The following is an 18582-nucleotide window of genomic DNA, read 5'->3' on the forward strand; positions in this document are numbered from 1 at the left end:
ACGAGGAGTAAGGCATTATGCTCGCAGTGATCAGACTTACAGTAAATCAGGAATCTGCATTGCACGGTGTGCAGGAACTGCCTGTATTAGGCTGGGAAATTGAAAGCCATAACAGAAATGTCCGGCAAACTGCTTACCGGATCCAGATCAGCCAGGATCAGAATTTTGATAATATCCTGCTTCGCGGTGAATGGCAGGAAAGCGAACGTTCAAATAATGTTTCCCTGACGGAATTAATGCTCACATCCTCGCAGCATTATTTTATCCGCGTACAGGTACGTGATAATTATGACGAAACCAGTGCCTGGAGTTCACCTGCGGAGATGATTTCCGGCGTGCTGTATAGCCATGAATGGCTGGCTGATTTTATTACCGCCGAAACGTCGGCAGATAAAGACAATTCCGGTGCAACATTATTGCGAAAACCTTTTGTTCTGAACCGTGCGGAAGATATTCAGTCTGCCTTTATTCATGTCAGTGCACTCGGACTTTATGAATTACATCTCAACGGTCATAAAGTCGGAGAAGATGCCCTGACGCCCGGCTGGACGAGTTATCACCATCATTTACTTTATCAGACTTATGATGTGACGGGACATCTGGAAAAAGGCGAAAACGTTATTGGCGCTATTGTCGGTGCGGGCTGGTACAAAGGTGATATGGGCTTCAGCCGTCATCGCAATTATTATGGTGAACGGAGCGCGCTTATTTCCCAACTGGTCATTAATTATAACGATGGCTCGCATGAAATTGTGGTCAGCGATGAAAGCTGGAAAGGGCAGGATTCCGCCATTCTGTTTTCAGAAATCTATGACGGCGAAACTTACGATGCGCGCAGGGAAATCCCCGGCTGGTGCGTGAAAGGTTTCGCAGAGAAGGGATGGCGTCCGGTCAGTCTGGCGATGCATGAAAAATCCACACTGGTGGCGCAGGGAAGCAACAGGGTCAGGAAAATGGGAGAAATTAAGCCTGTTGCGCTGCTCACCACGCCGCAGGGCGACACAGTCATTGATTTTGGCCAGAATCTCAGTGGCTGGGTAGAGTTTACGGTCAGCGGCAAAGCGGGCGATAAAGTCGTGTTACGCCACTTTGAAGTGCTGGACGCAGAGGGCAATGTGTATCTCGATAATCTGCGTTCTGCCCGACAGCGCACTGAATATGTGCTCAAAGGTAAGGGCGAAGAAACCTGGCATCCGCACTTCACCTGGCAAGGTTTCCGCTTTGTGAAAGTTGAGGAATATCCTGCACAGTTGGATCTGAATAACTTCACCGCCATTGTTTTGCATTCCGATATGGAGCAGACCGGGTCTTTCGCCTGTTCAAACCCGGATCTGAATCAGTTACATCACAATATTCTGTGGGGGCTGAAAGGTAACTTTGTCGACGTGCCGACGGACTGCCCGCAACGTGACGAGCGGCTTGGCTGGACGGGGGATGCGCAGATTTTTTGCCGTACGGCGAGTTATCTGATGCAAACCCGCAATTTCTTCGCCAAATGGCTGACCGATCTTCGTTATGACCAGACGGCTGAAGGCGGTGTGCCGCACGTTATCCCGGATATCCTGACCGGTTACTGTGGCCAGGACCGCCTGTTGTCTGAAGGCGGAACCCATTCTGCCTCGGCCTGGGCGGATGCCGCGGTGATCAACCCGTGGACAATGTACCTGATGTATGGCGATACCAACGTGCTGGAAAACCAGTATGCCAGCATGAAAGGCTGGATTGATTTCATGACCGCGCATGCGGAAAATCACATCTGGCATTACAAATTACAGTTTGGTGACTGGGTGGCGCTGGATGCCAAAGAGGGCAGTTATTTCGGTGCTACCCCAAACGACCTGACCTGCACGGCGTATTACGCTTATTCCACACAATTGTTCGCCAAAGCCGCCAAAGCGCTGAATCGTACTGAAGACTATCAACATTACACTGCCTTGCATCAGGCGATTGTCCGTCGTTTTCAGGAGGAGTTCTTTACGCCATCGGGTCGTCTGGCGGCCAGAACGCAAACCGCGCATATTCTGGCACTGTACTTCAATCTGGTCCCCGACGAATTCCCCCAGCGCACCACCGATACGCTGGTTGAATTGCTCAACGAGCACGACGGGCATCTGGTGACCGGCTTCGTCGGCACGCCGTATTTCTGTCACGCACTCAGCCAGAATGGTCGCACTAAAGAAGCCTGGAATTTACTGCTGAAAGAGGATTTCCCTTCGTGGCTGTATCAGGTGAAAGCCGGTGCCACCACTGTCTGGGAACACTGGGACGGCATCAAACCGGACGGCAGCATGTGGAGCGCGGACATGAATTCCTTCAATCACTACGCTTATGGCGCGGTGGGGGAATGGCTCTACCGCGTGGCGGCAGGGATTGAAGCTGATGAGGAACAGCCCGGATTCAAACACGTCATCATCAAACCGCAGACCGGCGGCGGCCTGAGCTGGCTGGATACCCGCTATCAGTCAATCTATGGTGCGATTGGCGTACGCTGGGAAGTGAGTGATCAGCAGGTGATTCTTAAGCTCAGTATTCCGGCCAATACCACCGCCACACTTGTCCTGACGGACGGTCAAAGCTTGCAGGAAACGGATGGGATTGATTTTGTGCGCTGTGCTGACGGGTATACCGCAGAGGTGGGATCGGGGGAATATCGGGTGGAATACCGGTTAGTTTAGTGAGGTCGCTTGTTTGCTCCTCCCCCTGCGAAGGGGGAGGTCGGGAGGGGGTTTAGCAGACAAAACGGCCGTCAAAGCACAGGTTAACTTTTTGATTTGTCTGTGATACCCCACCCCAACCCTCCCCTTCGCAGGGGAGGGAGCCGACCGCATTTTTTCTCAACGCACAGTTTAAAAACTCAAGACTCTGATTCGGTCTTCTTCCCCGCCAGCATGGCCAAAAAGTCATATTTGGCCTGCAATTCTTTCTCTGCCGCCGCATACAACATCTCTGCTACTTCCGGCTGTTGGGAGTTCAGCCTTCTGAACCGTTGTTCATTATTGAGCGTATCGGTCAGCCCGCTGGAAGGCGGTCTTGAATCCAGGGCCAGTGCCGGTTTGCCTTCTTCGACACGACGCGGATCGAAGCGGTACAGTGGCCAGAAACCGGTGGTAGTCAGTTGTTTCATCTGGTCGTGACTGAGCGCCAGATCATAGCCGTGTTCCTCGCACGGGCTGTACGCGATAATCAGTGACGGCCCCGGATAAGCTTCGGCTTCCTGAATGGCTTTGACGGTCTGGTTAAGCTGCGCGCCGAGTGAAATCTGCGCCACATACACATGACCGTACATCATCATGCTGACGCCCAGGTCTTTGCGTGATTTGCGTTTTCCCTGTTCTGCGAATTTCGTGACTGCACCGAGCGGAGTCGCTTTCGACTGCTGTCCGCCGGTGTTGGAATAACACTGGGTATCGAGCACCAGCACGTTGACGTTTTCGGTCAGGCTTAAGACGTGATCCAGGCCGCCGAAACCAATGTCATACGCCCAGCCGTCACCGCCAATCAGCCAGATGGATTTATCCACCAGATAATCGGCGTCGGTGGCCAGCTGACGCGCCTCCGGCGTATCAATGTCTGCCAGAATGTTACGCAGCGCCGTGACATGCCCGCGTTTCACTTCCGGCGTGGACGTTTCATCGCGCAGGCCACCGAGGACGTCCGCCGGAATATGTTCCGCCAGCGATGCAACCAGACGCAGCACGCGGCGGCGGTGCTGATCCACCGTCAGACGAAAGCCCAGCCCGAACTCGGCGTTATCTTCAAACAGTGAATTTGCCCATGCCGGACCGCGACCTTCGGCGTTAGTGGTGTACGGCGTTGAAGGCAGATTACCGCCATAAATAGACGAACAGCCGGTGGCATTGGCGATCAGCAAACGGTCGCCATAAAGCTGGGTCAGCAATTTGATGTAAGGCGTTTCGCCACACCCGGAGCAGGCACCGGAATACTCAAACAGCGGGGTGATCAGCTGAGACGTGCGGATATCAATGCGCTCCAGCGTGGTTTTATCAATCTCCGGCAATTTGAGGAAGAAATCGTAATTGGCGCGTTCTTCTTCCAGATGTTCGATGCGATCCGCCATATTAATGGCCTTGATGGACGGATCCTGACGGTCTTTCGCCGGACACACTTCAACGCACAGATTACAGCCGGTGCAGTCTTCCGGTGCGACCTGCAAAACGTACTTCTGACCGCGCATGTCGCGGGATTTCACATCCAGCGATTGCAGGGCAGACGGCGCATCTGCCATAAATTCCGGCTGAACCACTTTGGCGCGGATCGCCGAGTGCGGACAGGCGGCGACGCAATGATTGCACTGGGTACACAAATCCGGTTTCCAGATCGGCACTTCTTCGGCAATGTTGCGTTTTTCCCATTGCGTGGTGCCGGTCGGCCAGGTGCCGTCCGGCGGGAACGCGGAAACTGGCAGGGCATCGCCAAGACCGGCCAGCATGGTAGCGGTGACAGTTTTGACGAAATCCGGTGCCGCGTCGGAAACAATCGGCGGGCGTTTGCGCGGATTTTCAGGGATCGCCTGCAGCGGCACGGAGACCAGTTCTTCCAGCGTAGCGGCCAGCGCCATCCAGTTGCGGGTGACGATCTCTTCGCCTTTGCTGCGGTAACTGCGGGCAATCGCGCCCTGCAACTCTGTCAGCGCCTGTTCGCCCGGCAGGATCTGCGTCAGGTGGAAGAACGCCATCTGCATGACGGTGTTAATGCGCGCGCCGAGTTTGCATTCGCGGGCAATTTTGGCAGCGTTAATCACATAGAAACGGGCTTCGCGCTGGATAAGTGTCGCCTGCACTTCCAGCGGTAAACGCGCCCAGACTTCATCAGCGCTGAACGGCGCATTGAGCAGGAAAATCCCGCCCGGACGCAGGCGTTCTGCCATCTGATACAGGTCGATAAACTGCCACTGATGACAGGCAACGAAATGCGCCTGACTCACCAGATAAGCAGATTTGATCGGTTTTTCACTGACGCGCAGATGCGACACCGTCAGGCCACCGGCCTTTTTGGAGTCGTAGACAAAATAACCCTGCGCATACATCGGCGTGCTGTTGCCGATAATTTTGATATTGTTTTTGGTGGCCGATACCGAACCGTCGCTGCCCAGGCCATAGAACAGGGCCTCGAGCGACGCGTGCTGCGGCAACGCTTCTTCCACCACCGGCAGGGAAAGGCCGGTGACGTCGTCATAAATGCCGACGGTAAAGCGCGGACGCGGCTGGCTGAGCGACAGTTCGCGGAACACCGACAGCACGCAATCTGGCCCGAATTCTTTCGAGGATAATCCGTAACGGCCGCCGCTCACTTTTGGCAGTGAATCGCGTTCGCCACGGGAATAGGCTTCTGCCAGCGCGGTCATCACGTCGAGGTATAACGGTTCAGCCAGCGCGCCCGGCTCTTTGGTGCGATCCATCACCGCGATGCTTTTCACACTTTGTGGCAGCACGGACAGCAAATGTCCGGCGCTGAACGGACGGTACAGCCGCACCTTCAGCACGCCGACTTTTTCGCCACGGGCATTCAGGGTTTCAATCACTTCTTCGGCGGTGCCGATGCCGGAACCCATCAGCACAATCACCCGTTCGGCTTGCGGATCGCCAACATATTCGAACGGCTTATATTCACGGCCAGTCAGGACGGCAAAAGCATTCATCGCATCAATGACGTGCTGGCAGGTGGCGTTGTAATACGGATTGGTGGCTTCGCGGGACTGGAAATAAGTGTCCGGGTTGGCGGAGGTGCCGCGGATCACCGGATGGTCCGGCGACAGAGCACGGGCGCGATGCGCATCAATCTGCGCCTGCGGCAACATCTGCTGGAGCGTGTCATCACTGAGCGGGGCAATTTTGTTGATTTCGTGCGAGGTCCGGAAACCGTCGAAGAAATGAATAAACGGCACGCGACTGTTGAGACTGGCAACCTGAGAAATCAGCGCGAAATCCTGCGCTTCCTGCACGCTGGCGGCAGAGAGCAGGGCGCAACCGGTCTGGCGTACGGCCATCACATCCGAATGATCGCCAAAAATGGACAGCGCGTGGGTGGCTACGGTGCGCGCAGCAACATGCAGCACGAACGGCGTCAGTTCACCGGCCAGCTTGTACAGCGTCGGGATCATCAGCAACAGACCCTGAGACGAGGTGAACGAGGTCGACAGTGCGCCGGTCTGCAACGCGCCATGCACGGTGGAAATCGCACCGGCTTCCGACTGCATTTCCATTACCGTCGGGACATCGCCCCACAAATTTTTCTTCCCTTCGCCTGACCAGGCACCGGCAATTTCGGCCATGGTTGAACTGGGGGTGATCGGGTAGATAGCAATCACTTCGTTGGTACGATAAGCCACGGAAGCGACTGCATTATTACCATCAGTGGTGATCATGGAATACCTTTTTTGCTTTGCTCACAATGGCAGCCAGCGGAAAAGTCGGTTGCTGGCGGGAATGTTAAAAGCTTAGCAGAGGGCGGATTAATCGATTTATCCTGATTGTGTGCAGGGCTATTTCGGCTGATATTTTAAGCGGTTACTGAATAACCCAAGGCACTGGGATTATTATTAGCTGCCGTGCAGAAGCCGGTTCGGGACAGCGGCTAAATAGGGGCGTGAAGGGCGCGCGTGATGATTAATGAATATCTTTCGACAAATTCAGTCAGCATATAAGCGCCTTATCATTATATTTTCCCGCGAATGCAGCGGGAAAAGCGGTTAATTACTGTTGGTTTTATGCGTTAAAGAAATAACCGGCCGAAATAAAATGTGTCTGAGTGTTTAAATTTGAGATTATTTTAGGAAAAAGTTGATGTTATTTTGCCGAAAGGCTCGACGCAGGCGAAAAACGTCGGATATGATGGCGATTCGCAAAAAAATCCCCGTCATATTCAGGAGCAGGACAGATGATCACTGCGTTTCGCGTGTTACTGGCCGCCGGTGTGCTGGTGTTAGCCGCATGCAGCAGCCACGACGATTCGGCTGACGTTCCACAAAAAGGCAACAGCGTTAATATCGGGCAACGTACCGTTAATATGGATAGCCCGGCGTATGCAGCCTGTTCTATGGCGGGCGGGCAATTACGGATGGCACCGCAACTTGATGGCAGCCGCGTCGGTATGTGTTCGATGGCTAATGGTCGTCAGTGCTCGGAAAGTGCTTTGATGCAGGGTGTGTGTAAAGCCTGATAAGCGCCAGACAGTCGTCTGGCGTTTTTGCCGTTAACGTGGCAATAAATTTACATCCGGTCTTTCAGACGATAAATCAACTGGTGTTTACCCTGTGTCAGGGTCAGTTTGTTTTCCTGCAAGGTCAGCGCCGCGCCATTATTAAGCACATCGCTGATCACGTGATCCCACTTATTCAGGTTTTCATCCGGGCACATCATCATGGTGGATGCCAGTCCTTTCACGGTCAGCACGTTGTTTTGCAACTGGCCCTGACCCATGAAGTTATTACACATTTTTCCCGAAACGTGCATGTTTGAGCCGAACTCAATGTCCGGAATGCGCCCTTGCGCGGCAGGCACCGTCTGACCATCGACGCTCAGCAACTCAAAACGGTGATGCTGCAAATCGGTCTGTTTAACGGCGGTATTCTGATTCATGCTGCACGCTCCCAGGGTCATCGCGGCGGCCAGAGCAAACAGTGACTTCTTCATCTTCTCTCCTGAGAAATATTCCTTTGGCACTCGCCATGTCGATATATTCAACTGACTTATGCAATATTTGTTGGCGTATTATAGCGTGAATGAATGGGGCTTAAAACCTTGTCCGTCTTTATCCCGTCATCTCCCGATCATAAAAGCGTCATTTTAGCCCGATAGGTTATGCCCATCACCGGTCAGAGAGACATACAGCGGCATGAGCTACCTATCACTGCATCACATCCGGAAATCCTGGGGGACGAAAGTGGCCCTCAATGACATCAGTTTTGATGTGGAAGAGGGTGATTTCATTGCCTTGCTCGGACCTTCCGGCTGCGGAAAATCGACGTTATTACGCACCATCGCCGGGCTGGAAACGGCGGAAAGCGGTACGTTGTATTTTCAGCAATCCGATGTCACGTCGCTGGCACCCTCGCAGCGTAAACTGTCGATGGTGTTTCAGTCTTACGCGTTATTCCCGCACATGAATGTGCGCGAAAATCTGCTTTTCGGCCTGCGTGCGCGTGGCGAAGACAAGCGTCATTTTGCATCGCGACTGGCGGACGTCAGCAGGCTGATGGAACTGGAGCCGCTGCTCGACCGCTTACCCTCGCAGCTTTCCGGCGGTCAGCAACAGCGCGTGGCGCTGGGCCGGGCGGTGATTGCCAACAACAGGCTGTGCCTGATGGACGAACCGCTTTCCAATCTCGACGCCAAACTGCGCCAGAGTATGCGCCGCGAAATCCGTGCAATTCAGAAGAAGCTCGGCCTGACCTTATTGTATGTCACGCACGATCAGACCGAAGCGATGAGCATGGCGGACAAAATCATTTTGCTCAACGATGGCCGCATCGAGCAACACGACACCCCGGATAACCTTTATAACAACCCGACCAGCATTTTTGCCGCGCAATTTATCGGTGCGCCGCCAATGAATATTCTGCCGCTCGAACGCCGCGGGCAGCATCACTATCTCGCCGGTACGCCGCTGCCGGTGGTGGAAAACCTCAACGAAAACGCCCTGAGTCTCGGCCTGCGCGCCGAAGATATTCAGCTGATTTCGCCTGAACACGCCAGCCTGACCGCCCAGGTGGTCAGCCATGAATACATGGGGGCGGACACCCTGGTGGCCTGCGCGCTGGCCGGGTATCCCGAGCTAATGACCGTGAAAGTCGCGGGCATGAAACGCTTTGCTGATGGTCAGAGGGTCGGTCTGCAATGGACCACGGGCGCACAATATTTTTTCATTACAGCAGACGGAAAACGCTGCTTCCACGCTGAGCAATCCTGTTTACCGTCAGATCACAGAGTTGCCGTGTAGTTGTCATTTTTTGCCGTTATTCACTTTTATTGACTCATACAACGCCTATTGCCGAAGGGAAAACTATGTCACCTGTTCACCGTTTTTCACGTCTCGCTACCGCCGTTCTGCTCATCTCCTGCACCTCTGCTTTTGCGGCAGATCCGGTGAAATTACAAATGTATTACCCGATTGCTGTCGGCGGGAAAATCAGTCATACGGTGGATACGCTGGTGGAAGATTTCCAGAAAACACATCCTGATATCAGCATTCAGCCCGTTTATACCGGTGATTACGCCACCACCGTCACCAAAGCGCTGACGGCGTTTCGTGGCGGCAATGCCCCGCAAATTGCGGTGATCGGCGATATTGAAGCGTATTCCCTGATCGACGCGGGCGCGATTTTGCCGGTCAGCGATCTGGCGAATGACGCAGACGGTAAAAAATGGATCGACGGCTTCTATCCGGCCTTTATCCGCCACATTCAGGGCAAAGTCTGGAGCATTCCGTTTCAGCGTTCGACGGTGGTGTTGTACTGGAACAAACAGGCGTTTGAGAAGGCGGGTCTGAATGGCGACACGCCGCCTGCCAGCTGGCAGCAGGTGGTCGATTTCGGCAAAAAACTGGTGGTGCGTGACGGTTCTGAAGTGAAGCAGTGGGGCATTGAAATCCCGTCCACGCCGAACGGTTACTGGAATTTCCAGGGGATTGCGGCCACCAACGGCAGCCATCTGGATAATGGCAAAGGCACGGCAGTGACATTTGACACACCCGCCAATGTGGAAGCCCTGCAATGGCTGACCGATCTGTCGCAGAAAGAAGCGGTGTCACCGAAGGGCACCATCGCCTGGGGCACCACACCGCAGGACTTTATCGACGGCAAAACGGCGATGATGGTCACGACGACCGGCAACCTGACGACCGTGCGTGAGAACGCGAAATTCCCGTTTGGTGTGGCGATGCTGCCGGAGAAAACGCAGCGTGGCAGCCCGACCGGCGGCGGTAATCTTTACGTCTTCAAAAACACCACGCCGGAACAACAGAAAGCGGCACTGGAATTTATCCGCTGGGTTTCTGCCCCTGAACAGGCGGCGCGCTGGAGTATCGCCACCGGTTATGTCGCGACATCGCCTGCTGCGTGGGAAACCCCGGTCATGCAGGATTATGTGAAACAGGTTCCGCAGGCGCTGGTGGCCCGCGAACAACTGAAATATTCGCAGCCGGAACTCTCGACCTATAACAGCGTGCAAATTCAGGAACTGATGAACCACGCGATTGAAGCGGCGGTCACACAGGCAAAAACGCCGGCAGACGCGCTGAGTTCGGCGCAGAAACAGGCTGACCGCCTGCTGAAACCGTATCAGTAAGCGCGAAAGGAACAGCATGAGCACATTTCACGCAGTTCTTCCGGCCACCCGCACACGCGGGTTGTCATTACAACTTTACGGCTATCTGTTGCTGCTGCCCGCGCTGGGCTTTCTGCTGCTGTTTACCCACTATCCGGCGCTGGCAACGGTGTGGGAAAGTCTGTTCAGCGCTGCCCGCAGCGGGCATCCGCCGCAGTTTGTCGGGCTGGATAACTACCGTGCGCTGCTGGACGACGACGTGTTTATGTTGTCGTTACGCAACAATCTGCTCTACGCCCTTATCACCATCCCGCTGTCGGTTGCCCTTGCGCTGCTGATGGCGCTGGCGGTCAACCGCCGTCTGCGCGGCAATGCGCTGACCCGCGCCGCTTTCTTTATTCCTTCGCTGCTGCCGATGGTGGCGATTGCCAATCTGTGGCTATTTTTCTATACGCCGCAACTCGGTTTGCTCAACAAAATGCTGGCGCTCTTTTCGCTACCTGCGGTCAACTGGCTGGGTGAACCGGGCACGGCACTCTACAGCCTGATGGCAGTTTCAGTCTGGCGCGAGGCCGGGTTCTTCATGATTTTCTACCTTGCCGCATTACAGCAAATCGACCCGCGGCTGGCCGAAGCGGCAGAAATCGAAGGGGCATCACGGCGCTATTTCTTCCGCCGGGTACAGTGGCCGCTGCTGATGCCAACCACATTATTCGTGCTGATCAACGCCTCGATGAATGCATTCAGGATTGTCGATCAGGTGATTGCGATGACCAACGGCGGGCCGAATAACAGCACCAGTCTGCTGCTGTTTTACATCTACCGCACGGCGTTCAGTTACTGGGATTTACCGGCTGCGTCGGCAATGACCGTCGTGTTACTGGTGATCCTCGCCGTCATCGCGCTGATTAAATTCAACCTGCTGGATAAAAGGGCGCATTATCAGTGAAATCGTTTTCTTTCAGCCGCCTGATCCTGAATCTCGCCATCTGGCTGGCGGCGTTACTGTGGTTTTTACCGGTGCTGGTCGCGGTCTGGGTGGCGATTCATCCGGCGTCAGTGCAGGGCAGTTTTTCGCTGTTTGCGCCGCTGACTTTTCAAAATTTCATCAACGCCTGGCAGGCGGCACCTTTCGCGCGCTACTTCATGAACACTACTTTGCTGGTGATGATGATTGTGGTGTGCCAGCTGATTCTGGCGACGCTGGCGGCTTACGCGCTGGTGCGGTTTAAACTGAAAGGTGCCGGATTTATCTTCGCACTGATTTTGCTGCAACTGATGATAAGCCCCGATGTGCTGATCCTGAACAACTACAAAACCATTGGCGCGCTCGGGTTGCGTGACACGCTGGCGGGCATCGCGCTGCCGTATTTTGCCTCGGCGTTTGCCATTTTCCTGCTGCGCCAGACGTTTAAAAGTATTCCGCTGGTGCTGGAAGAAGCCGCCATTGTGGAAGGCGCCAGCCGGTTTTATATCCTGCGCAAAATCTATATCCCGCTGGCGAAACCGATTTATGTCGCTTTTGCACTGGTTTCTATCAGCTTCCACTGGAACGATTTTCTCTGGCCGTTAGTGATCACCGATTCCGTCAAAGTGCGGCCGGTGACGGTCGGACTGCAGTTGTTTTCCGCGCCGGAGCAGGGCGTGCAATGGGCGCTGATCAGTGCCGCCACCCTGATGACCGTGTTGCCACTGCTGGTGTTATTTCTGATATTTCAGCGTCAGTTTGTTCAATCCTTTATGCGGGCAGGGATCCGTTAAGAACCCGACAGGAGAATGTTATGGCCGTCACCACTTTATCCCCTTTGATATCCGAACGGCAGGCGCTGGCGCTGGGCAACGTGAGTGCATTTTATCAGTTGCCGGACGTTCACGATGCGCTGGTCACTGGCACACGGCTGCGCTTCGGGCTGATTGCCGACCCGCAGTATGCGGATGCCGAACCCCAAAAAATCCGTTATTACCGCAACAGCCTGAATAAACTGGCCACCGCCATCAATGAGCTTAATGATCTCAAACTCGATTTTGTGGTCACGCTGGGTGATCTGGTGGACCGCGACTGGAGCAGTTTTCAGGCCGTTCTTGCCCGTTATGAGGCGCTGCGCCACCCGCATGCGGCGGTGATCGGCAACCACGACGCGCAGGTGATTTCCGAGCATCTCGGGGCGCAGAAACCGGCCATCGCTTTACCGAAAAGTTATTATTCGTTCAGTTTGCCGGGCTATCGTTTTCTGGTCATCGACGGTAACGACGTCAGTTTGTATTGCAACCACGCCAATGCCGATGACCGCCAGTTAGCAGAATATATGCTGGAAGAACTGACAGAATGTCAGCAGTCGCAGGCACAGCCCTGGAACGGTGCGGTCGGGCCGAAACAGCTTGAATGGATTGAGAAAAACCTGCTTGAGGCGCGTGAGCAGCGCGAGGTGGTACTGGTTTTCGGCCATTATCCGCTGACACCGGTTAACAGCCACAACCTGTGGAATTGTGAAACGCTGGTGGAATTGCTGTGCCGGTACGACGTTCGCGCCTATTTCGCCGGTCACGATCACCGTGGCGGTTATGACCGTGTAGACAATACTGATTTTATTACGCTGAAAGGTATGGTCGACGGCGAAAGCAGCCTGCCATTTTCCTCGGTCACGCTGGCTGATGATGTCCTGACCCTCACCGGCTACGGCCCGGAAATCAGCCGCGTGTTGAGCCGCTGAGTGTGTTGCAGCGCAGATGCAGAAAGTAAAAAGGCTCACCGGAGTGAGCCTTATAATGATGATGCTGATTACGTGATTAAAGCAGGTTCGGGCAGACCACACCTTTCGACAGCTGATCAATATTCAACAGCGTCGTTTCTGAAATGCTGGTCAGTGCGTCGCTGGTCAGGAAGGCCTGATGGCCGGTGAACAGCACGTTGTGGCAGGACGACAGACGACGGAAGACGTCATCAAGGATCACTTCGTTAGAATTGTCTTCGAAGAATAAATCGCGTTCATTCTCGTAAACGTCCATGCCCAGTGCGCCGATTTTTTGTTTTTTGAGGGCATCGATAGCGGCAGTGGCATCCAGTAATCCGCCACGACTGGTGTTGACGATCATCACACCGTCTTTCATTTTGGAGAAGGCTTCTGCATTAAGCAGATGATGATTTTCCGGTGTCAGCGGGCAGTGCAGCGAAATGACATCGGATTCGGCATACAGCGTATCCAGGTCGACATACTCCGCGCCGAGTTCGAGGGCCAGCGGGCTGGGATACGGATCAAACGCCAGAATGCGCATGCCGAAACCTTTCAGGATCCGCATCGTCGCCACGCCAATTTTACCCGTACCGATAATACCGGCGGTGCGCTGATACATGTTAAAACCGATCAGACCTTCCAGCGAGAAGTTGGCTTCACGCGTGCGTTGATAAGCGCGATGGATGTGGCGGTTAAGACACATCATCATTCCCACTGCATGCTCAGCCACCGCTTCCGGCGAATAAGCCGGTACGCGCACCACCGAAATTCCCAGTTCTTTTGCGGCATCTAAATCGACATTGTTAAAGCCCGCACAACGCAGTGCCAGCGTTTTAATGCCCAGAGAGGCCAGTTCCTGCAGCACTTCGCGGCCGCCATCGTCATTCACGAAAAGGCAGACTGCATCGGCACCTACCGCCGTTTTCGCTGTTTGCGGGGTCAGCAGAAAGTCGAAAAATTCCAGTTCATAGCCATAATGCGCGTTGACCAGTTCCAGATATTTCCGGTCGTAATTTTTAGTACTGTAGACAGCCACTTTCATGGTGTTTCTCCGCAGTGAGTTTGAATCTCTGGCGAAACGGCTTCCGCATGTTTTATAAGGAATAAACAGTTTCAGAAACAATTCGCAATATGCCATCAAACTAGCAGAGCGCAGGAAGGCAGACAATTTATCCTGTGCTATTTGATTCAGGTGCTCTGGCATTCCTGTCATCAGTTGTTACGCTAATTATGATATCTTGCGGGCGTTTAGATCATTTAGTGAAGCATAAGACAAGGCAAGTCATGAGGAACGGACTGAAGAAAAGCGCGCAGATACTCCTGAGTATAGTGGTGATTATTACGCTGCTGTTGTGGGTGTTATGGAAAACCGTGCCGCGCTGGTTGCCCGTTGTTGCCAGCCACTGGTTGCCGGGCGGAACCCAACTGGTGCTGAGTGGTTCTCCGCACTGGTCGCACGGCGTCCTGCAACTGCCGGGCGTGCGCTATCAGGCCGGGGACTGCACGCTCGCGACGGCACGAAATGCCCGCCTCAGTCATAACACCGGCCAATGGGCGCTGAAGCTTGATGCGCTGACGGTCGATACCGCCTGTCTGGCAAAACTGCCCAAAAGCGAAAGTCAGTCAACGCTTTCCCTCGCAGAGATACAGCAACTCCTGCCTGCCGGTGACGTCAGTATCGGCCAGCTTTCTGTGACGCCGTGGCAGCATTACGCTGCCAGTGTGCAGCTCAGTAATCTGGACGGCGTACAACATCTTTCTGTGAATGGCGATGCCCTGAAACTTGACGCCGTGCTTGACGGTAATCGTCAGCTTGCCATCCGTTCATTCAGTCTGACGCCGCCGGGCAGTACGCAGCCGGTGACGCTCAGCGGTAAACTGCTGCTGCCAGCGAATCTCGATCATCTGCCTGAATCCGGCGAACTGCACGCCGAAATGCAAACGGCGCAGGTGCCTCAGCCGCTTGACATTACGCTGAGCTGGCAGGCAACCGACGGTATTCTGACGCTGACCGAAAAGGGCAGTGATCAGCCTCTGGCGATGCTGCCATGGAAACTCAACAATAACGAATTACAGATCACGCAGGGACAATGGCGCTGGCCTTATGCCACACAACCCCTGGCAGGGGGCGTAAATCTGACCCTCAGCGACTGGTCACCGGCGTTTGATCAGACCCACATTACCGCAAGGCTGAATGTGCTGACGCAGGGCCACAACGGCAAGGCCAACGTGGTGCTGACGCTCGGGCCGGGACGCATTGGTTTACTCGACAGCGATTTAGGTTTCCGCCTGACCGGTCAGGCAAATTTACAGACCACGTCTCTGAGTGCGTCATTGCCCGGTCAGCTCAGCGGCTCGGTGCTTAACCCGACGCTTTCATTGCGCAGCGGTTCGCTGTTACGGGCGTGGGGTAAGCCGACGCCGGAACTGACCATCAGCGATGCGCGCTGGCCACTGGCGGGGGTCAAAGTCTCCGCAGAGGGCGTGAGCGGGCCGTTGCAAGCGATCCTCAAAGCACGTCACAGTTTCTGGGGCGCGTTTGATTTGCATCTCAGCGGGAAATCGCTGGCGTTCTGGCCGGACATTGGACTGTGGAATTTCAATTACTGGGGCAACGGGCATTTGCCGCCACTGAACGGCCGCTGGGACATGTCTGGCAAAGGGCAGTGGCACGACAATCTGATCAGCATTAATTCGCTCTCGACGGGCTTTGACCGCCTGCATTACGGGCTGGCAGATGTCGATGCGCCGCGCCTTACGCTCGAACACCCTTTGATCTGGAAACGTCCGCCATCCGCCCGCTTCAAACCGCAGTATCCTGATGAGCCAACTGCGTTTAAAGGGGACATCAAACTGGTGGCGAAGAAGATTTCGCTGGCGAACGGCGGCTATCTGCCTCCCGCCACGCTGACGTTACAGCTCAGCGGTGGCAGCCCGGACAGTTTCATCATGCGCGGGATGCTGGATGCCAAACCGATCGGCCCGATCCGGCTCAACGGGCGCTGGGATGGCGAACGTCTGCGCGGGGAAGGCTGGTGGCCGAAACAGCAACTGACCGCGTTCCAGCCGCTTCTCACGCCGGATCTGAACATCAAATTACGTGAAGGCACCTTCTACGCGCAGTCGGCATTTTCGGCCGCGCGCGGGCAGGGATTTGTCGCGGGGGGGCACTGGGTGGTGAAAAACGGGGGCTTCTGGATGCAAGACGGCGACCTGAGCGGGCTGGATTTCAGCCTGCCGTATCGCCTTCAGGATCAGGTCTGGCAGCTCGGCGTGAAAAAGCCGGTGACGCTGCGTATCGGCGAAGTGAACAATCTGGTCAAAATGCAGAACGTGACGGCCGATTTACAGGGACATTATCCGTGGAGTGAACAAACGCCACTGACCCTGAGCAATCTCGGTGTCGATATATTGCGTGGTCATCTCAGCTTGTCTGCGCTGCGTATGCCGCAGCATGATGCGGCCGTGCTGAAGCTGGAAAAGATCAATCTCAGCGAACTGTTTACGGCGCTGAAACCCAAGCAACTGGCGATGTCCGGTGTGATTTATGGTGAGTTGCCGCTGTATGTGGAAAATCCGCAGTGGATCATCCATAACGGTTGGATCAGAAACGATGGCAGCCTGACGCTGCGCCTCGACCCGCAATTTGCCGATGCAATGGCCAGCGGCAATTTCGCCAACAATATGGTCATTGGCCTGCTGCGCTATCTGGAAATCAGCCGTTCCGATGCGCAGGTCAGTCTGGATAATCTTGGTGTGCTGACCATGAGGGCTAAAGTTGACGGTGTGAATTACACCGACACGACGCACGGTGGCGACAAAGAAAAACGTGAAATCGTCCTCAATTATTCCCATGAGGAAAATATCTATCAGCTTTGGCGCAGTTTGCGTTTTGGCGACAATCTTCAGGAATGGCTGCAACAGCAGATGTCTTTGCCTGCTGATGCGCTGTCAAAAAATCCGTCTGCGGCGGGACAGAAAAAGGATCCAACAGTGAGGAAGGAACAATGAAATTGCGAGTTGTCGGCCCGGGCGTGGCGCTTTGCGTAATGATGCTCAGCGGTTGCGTGCCGCGTATCGAACTGGCCGCGCCGAAAGAGCCGATCACCATCAACATGAACGTGAAAATCGAACACGAGATCCATATCAAAGTGGATAAAGACGTGGAAAATCTGTTGAAGAATCAAAGCAATTTATTCTAGGGGCCACTATGTCCGCGATATTTTTCAATAAAAACAGCATCAGGAGAATCAGCCTGATGTTACTGACGGGTGGTTTACTGTTTTGCAGTCAGGCGTTCGCGTTAACGCTCAATGAAGCCAAACAGCAGGGGCGCGTGGGTGAAACGCTGTCCGGCTATCTGGCACCGCTGAAACAGGATGCGGAGAGCGTCGCGCTGGTGTCAAAAATCAATGATGCCCGTCAGCAGCAATACGCACAGGTGGCGCAGGACAATAACGTCAGTACCGACGATGTCGCCAGACTGGCCGGGCAAAAACTGGTCGCCCGTGCCGGAAAGGGCGAATATGTGCGGGGCATCAACGGTAAATGGTTGCAGAAGTAAGCAGAGGATCGCAGGCAAAAAAAAGCGCGCCTTTCAGCGCGCAATAGCTTTATCACAACATCATCTGAGCGGAACGGACAGATTCTTAAGTGAATGGGTGCTCAGATTGTGATAACGATAATTATGCAGCAGCCAGTTCTTTGATGGCGGCATCGATTGCTGCTTTCGCATCAGTCTGTGCTTTGGTCGCCACTTCAGGACCGTAAGCAATACCTTCCGCGTAAACGAATTCTACGTCGCTCATCCCCAGGAAGCCCAGGAACAGAGACAGGTATGGTGCTACCAGGTCGCTTGGGGTGTCTTTATGAATACCACCACGGCTGGTCAGAACGATAACGCGTTTGCCTTTCACCAGGCCTTCAGGGCCTTTCTCGGTGTATTTGAACGTCACGCCAGCACGGGCAACCAGGTCGAAATACGTTTTCAGCTGAGTCGGGATGTTGAAGTTGTACATGGGTGCAGCGATAACAATCACGTCATGCGCCTGCAGTTCGTCAATCAGGGTGTTAGACAGCGCCAGTGCTTCTTCCTGACGTGGCGTCAGCGGTGCATCGGAAGGACGCAGTGCGCCAACCAGTTCGCCATCTAATACAGGGACTGGGTTAGCCGCCAGGTCACGAACTGTCACGGCAGAACCGCTGTTTGCAGACTGATACTGTGCAATCAGGTAATCGGCCAGTTGATTTGACTGAGAGAAGTTAGCCAGAATGCTTGATTTCAGAACGAGTACTTTGCTCATTAGTGAGTTCCTTAACTGTGTGATACATAGGGAATGGTTTTTTATAACCAGAACGTCCCCCGAATGGAACTTACTTTATTCACAAAGCTTATTCAGTGATAGCGCAATATTTAGAGACCTATCATCGATTTTTTTGAACAACTTTAATCCTGTGGCGTCATCACCCGTTTTCAGCATGTTCAATACCTTGTGTTAACATAGACACAAGCAGGCAAGGCTTAAACCTTCCTCATCACCCATTCAGATTCAGCTGGCGCAGACGTT

The 18582-nt window shown here is 54.3% G+C and carries 14 protein-coding genes; 10 read left to right on the forward strand and 4 right to left on the reverse strand.

Features of this window, described 5'->3' with window-relative positions:
- Nucleotides 1-17 precede the first annotated feature (17 nt).
- Complete coding sequence (locus EX31_RS06425; RefSeq protein ID WP_037033934.1) at nucleotides 18-2675, forward strand: glycoside hydrolase family 78 protein; 2658 nt, start codon at nucleotides 18-20, stop codon at nucleotides 2673-2675.
- 179 nt (nucleotides 2676-2854) lie between these two features.
- On the opposite strand, the gene nifJ is transcribed toward EX31_RS06425, so the two are convergent.
- Entirely contained in the window at nucleotides 2855-6385 is a 3531-nt protein-coding gene (nifJ, locus tag EX31_RS06430; RefSeq protein ID WP_037033935.1) for a pyruvate:ferredoxin (flavodoxin) oxidoreductase, read from the reverse strand.
- A gap of 512 nt (nucleotides 6386-6897) precedes the next feature.
- On the opposite strand from nifJ, the gene EX31_RS06435 reads away from it, so the two are divergent.
- The gene (locus tag EX31_RS06435; protein WP_013575393.1) at nucleotides 6898-7179 is read left to right on the forward strand and encodes a putative hemolysin; all 282 of its coding nucleotides are present in this window, start codon (nucleotides 6898-6900) and stop codon (nucleotides 7177-7179) included.
- 50 nt (nucleotides 7180-7229) lie between these two features.
- Here EX31_RS06435 and hslJ read toward each other — a convergent pair whose 3' ends face one another.
- A complete protein-coding gene (gene hslJ, locus EX31_RS06440) occupies nucleotides 7230-7652 on the reverse strand; it encodes a heat shock protein HslJ (RefSeq protein WP_037033936.1) in 423 nt (140 codons plus the stop codon).
- Between the two features lie 202 nt (nucleotides 7653-7854).
- Between hslJ and EX31_RS06445 the strand changes: the two genes are divergently transcribed.
- The 5 genes from EX31_RS06445 (at nucleotide 7855) to EX31_RS06465 (ending at nucleotide 12994) form a co-directional block, all read left to right on the forward strand.
- Nucleotides 7855-8958 carry an ABC transporter ATP-binding protein gene (locus EX31_RS06445; RefSeq protein WP_037033937.1) on the forward strand — a complete coding sequence of 368 codons (1104 nt, stop codon included), beginning with the start codon at nucleotides 7855-7857 and terminating at the stop codon, nucleotides 8956-8958.
- 65 nt (nucleotides 8959-9023) lie between these two features.
- Nucleotides 9024-10304, forward strand: a complete 1281-nt coding sequence (locus EX31_RS06450) for an ABC transporter substrate-binding protein (RefSeq protein WP_037033938.1) — start codon at nucleotides 9024-9026, stop codon at nucleotides 10302-10304.
- Nucleotides 10305-10320: 16 nt separating this feature from the next.
- Nucleotides 10321-11232, forward strand: coding sequence for a carbohydrate ABC transporter permease (locus tag EX31_RS06455; RefSeq protein ID WP_037033939.1), 912 nt, complete (start codon nucleotides 10321-10323; stop codon nucleotides 11230-11232).
- Nucleotides 11229-12044: a carbohydrate ABC transporter permease gene (locus EX31_RS06460; protein WP_037033941.1), complete on the forward strand. Its 816-nt coding sequence runs from the start codon at nucleotides 11229-11231 to the stop codon at nucleotides 12042-12044. The genes EX31_RS06455 and EX31_RS06460 overlap by 4 nt, the downstream gene beginning before the upstream one ends.
- 20 nt (nucleotides 12045-12064) lie before the next feature.
- Nucleotides 12065-12994 carry a metallophosphoesterase gene (locus EX31_RS06465; protein WP_037033942.1) on the forward strand — a complete coding sequence of 310 codons (930 nt, stop codon included), beginning with the start codon at nucleotides 12065-12067 and terminating at the stop codon, nucleotides 12992-12994.
- A 76-nt stretch (nucleotides 12995-13070) separates the two neighbouring features.
- Here EX31_RS06465 and EX31_RS06470 read toward each other — a convergent pair whose 3' ends face one another.
- Nucleotides 13071-14057, reverse strand: coding sequence for a 2-hydroxyacid dehydrogenase (locus EX31_RS06470; RefSeq protein WP_013575400.1), 987 nt, complete (start codon nucleotides 14055-14057; stop codon nucleotides 13071-13073).
- Between the two features lie 242 nt (nucleotides 14058-14299).
- Here EX31_RS06470 and EX31_RS06475 point away from each other — a divergent pair, with 242 nt between their 5' ends.
- Genes EX31_RS06475 through EX31_RS06485 form a run of 3 tightly spaced genes read left to right on the forward strand, consistent with a single transcriptional unit; the run spans nucleotide 14300 to nucleotide 17579 of the window.
- On the forward strand, nucleotides 14300-17026 hold the full coding sequence (locus tag EX31_RS06475; RefSeq protein ID WP_037033944.1) for a YdbH family protein: 2727 nt from the start codon (nucleotides 14300-14302) through the stop codon (nucleotides 17024-17026).
- Nucleotides 17023-17217, forward strand: a complete 195-nt coding sequence (locus EX31_RS06480) for a YnbE family lipoprotein (RefSeq protein WP_037033946.1) — start codon at nucleotides 17023-17025, stop codon at nucleotides 17215-17217. The genes EX31_RS06475 and EX31_RS06480 overlap by 4 nt, the downstream gene beginning before the upstream one ends.
- A gap of 56 nt (nucleotides 17218-17273) precedes the next feature.
- Nucleotides 17274-17579: a YdbL family probable chaperone protein gene (locus EX31_RS06485; protein ID WP_037033947.1), complete on the forward strand. Its 306-nt coding sequence runs from the start codon at nucleotides 17274-17276 to the stop codon at nucleotides 17577-17579.
- A gap of 121 nt (nucleotides 17580-17700) precedes the next feature.
- Here EX31_RS06485 and EX31_RS06490 read toward each other — a convergent pair whose 3' ends face one another.
- Entirely contained in the window at nucleotides 17701-18318 is a 618-nt protein-coding gene (locus EX31_RS06490; RefSeq protein ID WP_013575404.1) for an FMN-dependent NADH-azoreductase, read from the reverse strand.
- Nucleotides 18319-18582: the final 264 nt, after the last annotated feature.

Source organism: Rahnella sp. WP5, assembly GCF_000745615.1.
Taxonomy (GTDB): domain Bacteria; phylum Pseudomonadota; class Gammaproteobacteria; order Enterobacterales; family Enterobacteriaceae; genus Rahnella; species Rahnella aceris.

What these genes read in the sequence shown, in the direction of transcription:
- EX31_RS06425 (WP_037033934.1), top strand. Translation starts at nt 18, where the DNA reads ATGCTCGCAGTGATCAGACTTACAGTAAATCAGGAATCTGCATTGCAC.
- nifJ (WP_037033935.1), bottom strand. Translation starts at nt 6,385, where the DNA reads ATGATCACCACTGATGGTAATAATGCAGTCGCTTCCGTGGCTTATCGT.
- EX31_RS06435 (WP_013575393.1), top strand. Translation starts at nt 6,898, where the DNA reads ATGATCACTGCGTTTCGCGTGTTACTGGCCGCCGGTGTGCTGGTGTTA.
- hslJ (WP_037033936.1), bottom strand. Translation starts at nt 7,652, where the DNA reads ATGAAGAAGTCACTGTTTGCTCTGGCCGCCGCGATGACCCTGGGAGCG.
- EX31_RS06445 (WP_037033937.1), top strand. Translation starts at nt 7,855, where the DNA reads ATGAGCTACCTATCACTGCATCACATCCGGAAATCCTGGGGGACGAAA.
- EX31_RS06450 (WP_037033938.1), top strand. Translation starts at nt 9,024, where the DNA reads ATGTCACCTGTTCACCGTTTTTCACGTCTCGCTACCGCCGTTCTGCTC.
- EX31_RS06455 (WP_037033939.1), top strand. Translation starts at nt 10,321, where the DNA reads ATGAGCACATTTCACGCAGTTCTTCCGGCCACCCGCACACGCGGGTTG.
- EX31_RS06465 (WP_037033942.1), top strand. Translation starts at nt 12,065, where the DNA reads ATGGCCGTCACCACTTTATCCCCTTTGATATCCGAACGGCAGGCGCTG.
- EX31_RS06470 (WP_013575400.1), bottom strand. Translation starts at nt 14,057, where the DNA reads ATGAAAGTGGCTGTCTACAGTACTAAAAATTACGACCGGAAATATCTG.
- EX31_RS06475 (WP_037033944.1), top strand. Translation starts at nt 14,300, where the DNA reads ATGAGGAACGGACTGAAGAAAAGCGCGCAGATACTCCTGAGTATAGTG.
- EX31_RS06480 (WP_037033946.1), top strand. Translation starts at nt 17,023, where the DNA reads ATGAAATTGCGAGTTGTCGGCCCGGGCGTGGCGCTTTGCGTAATGATG.
- EX31_RS06485 (WP_037033947.1), top strand. Translation starts at nt 17,274, where the DNA reads ATGTTACTGACGGGTGGTTTACTGTTTTGCAGTCAGGCGTTCGCGTTA.
- EX31_RS06490 (WP_013575404.1), bottom strand. Translation starts at nt 18,318, where the DNA reads ATGAGCAAAGTACTCGTTCTGAAATCAAGCATTCTGGCTAACTTCTCT.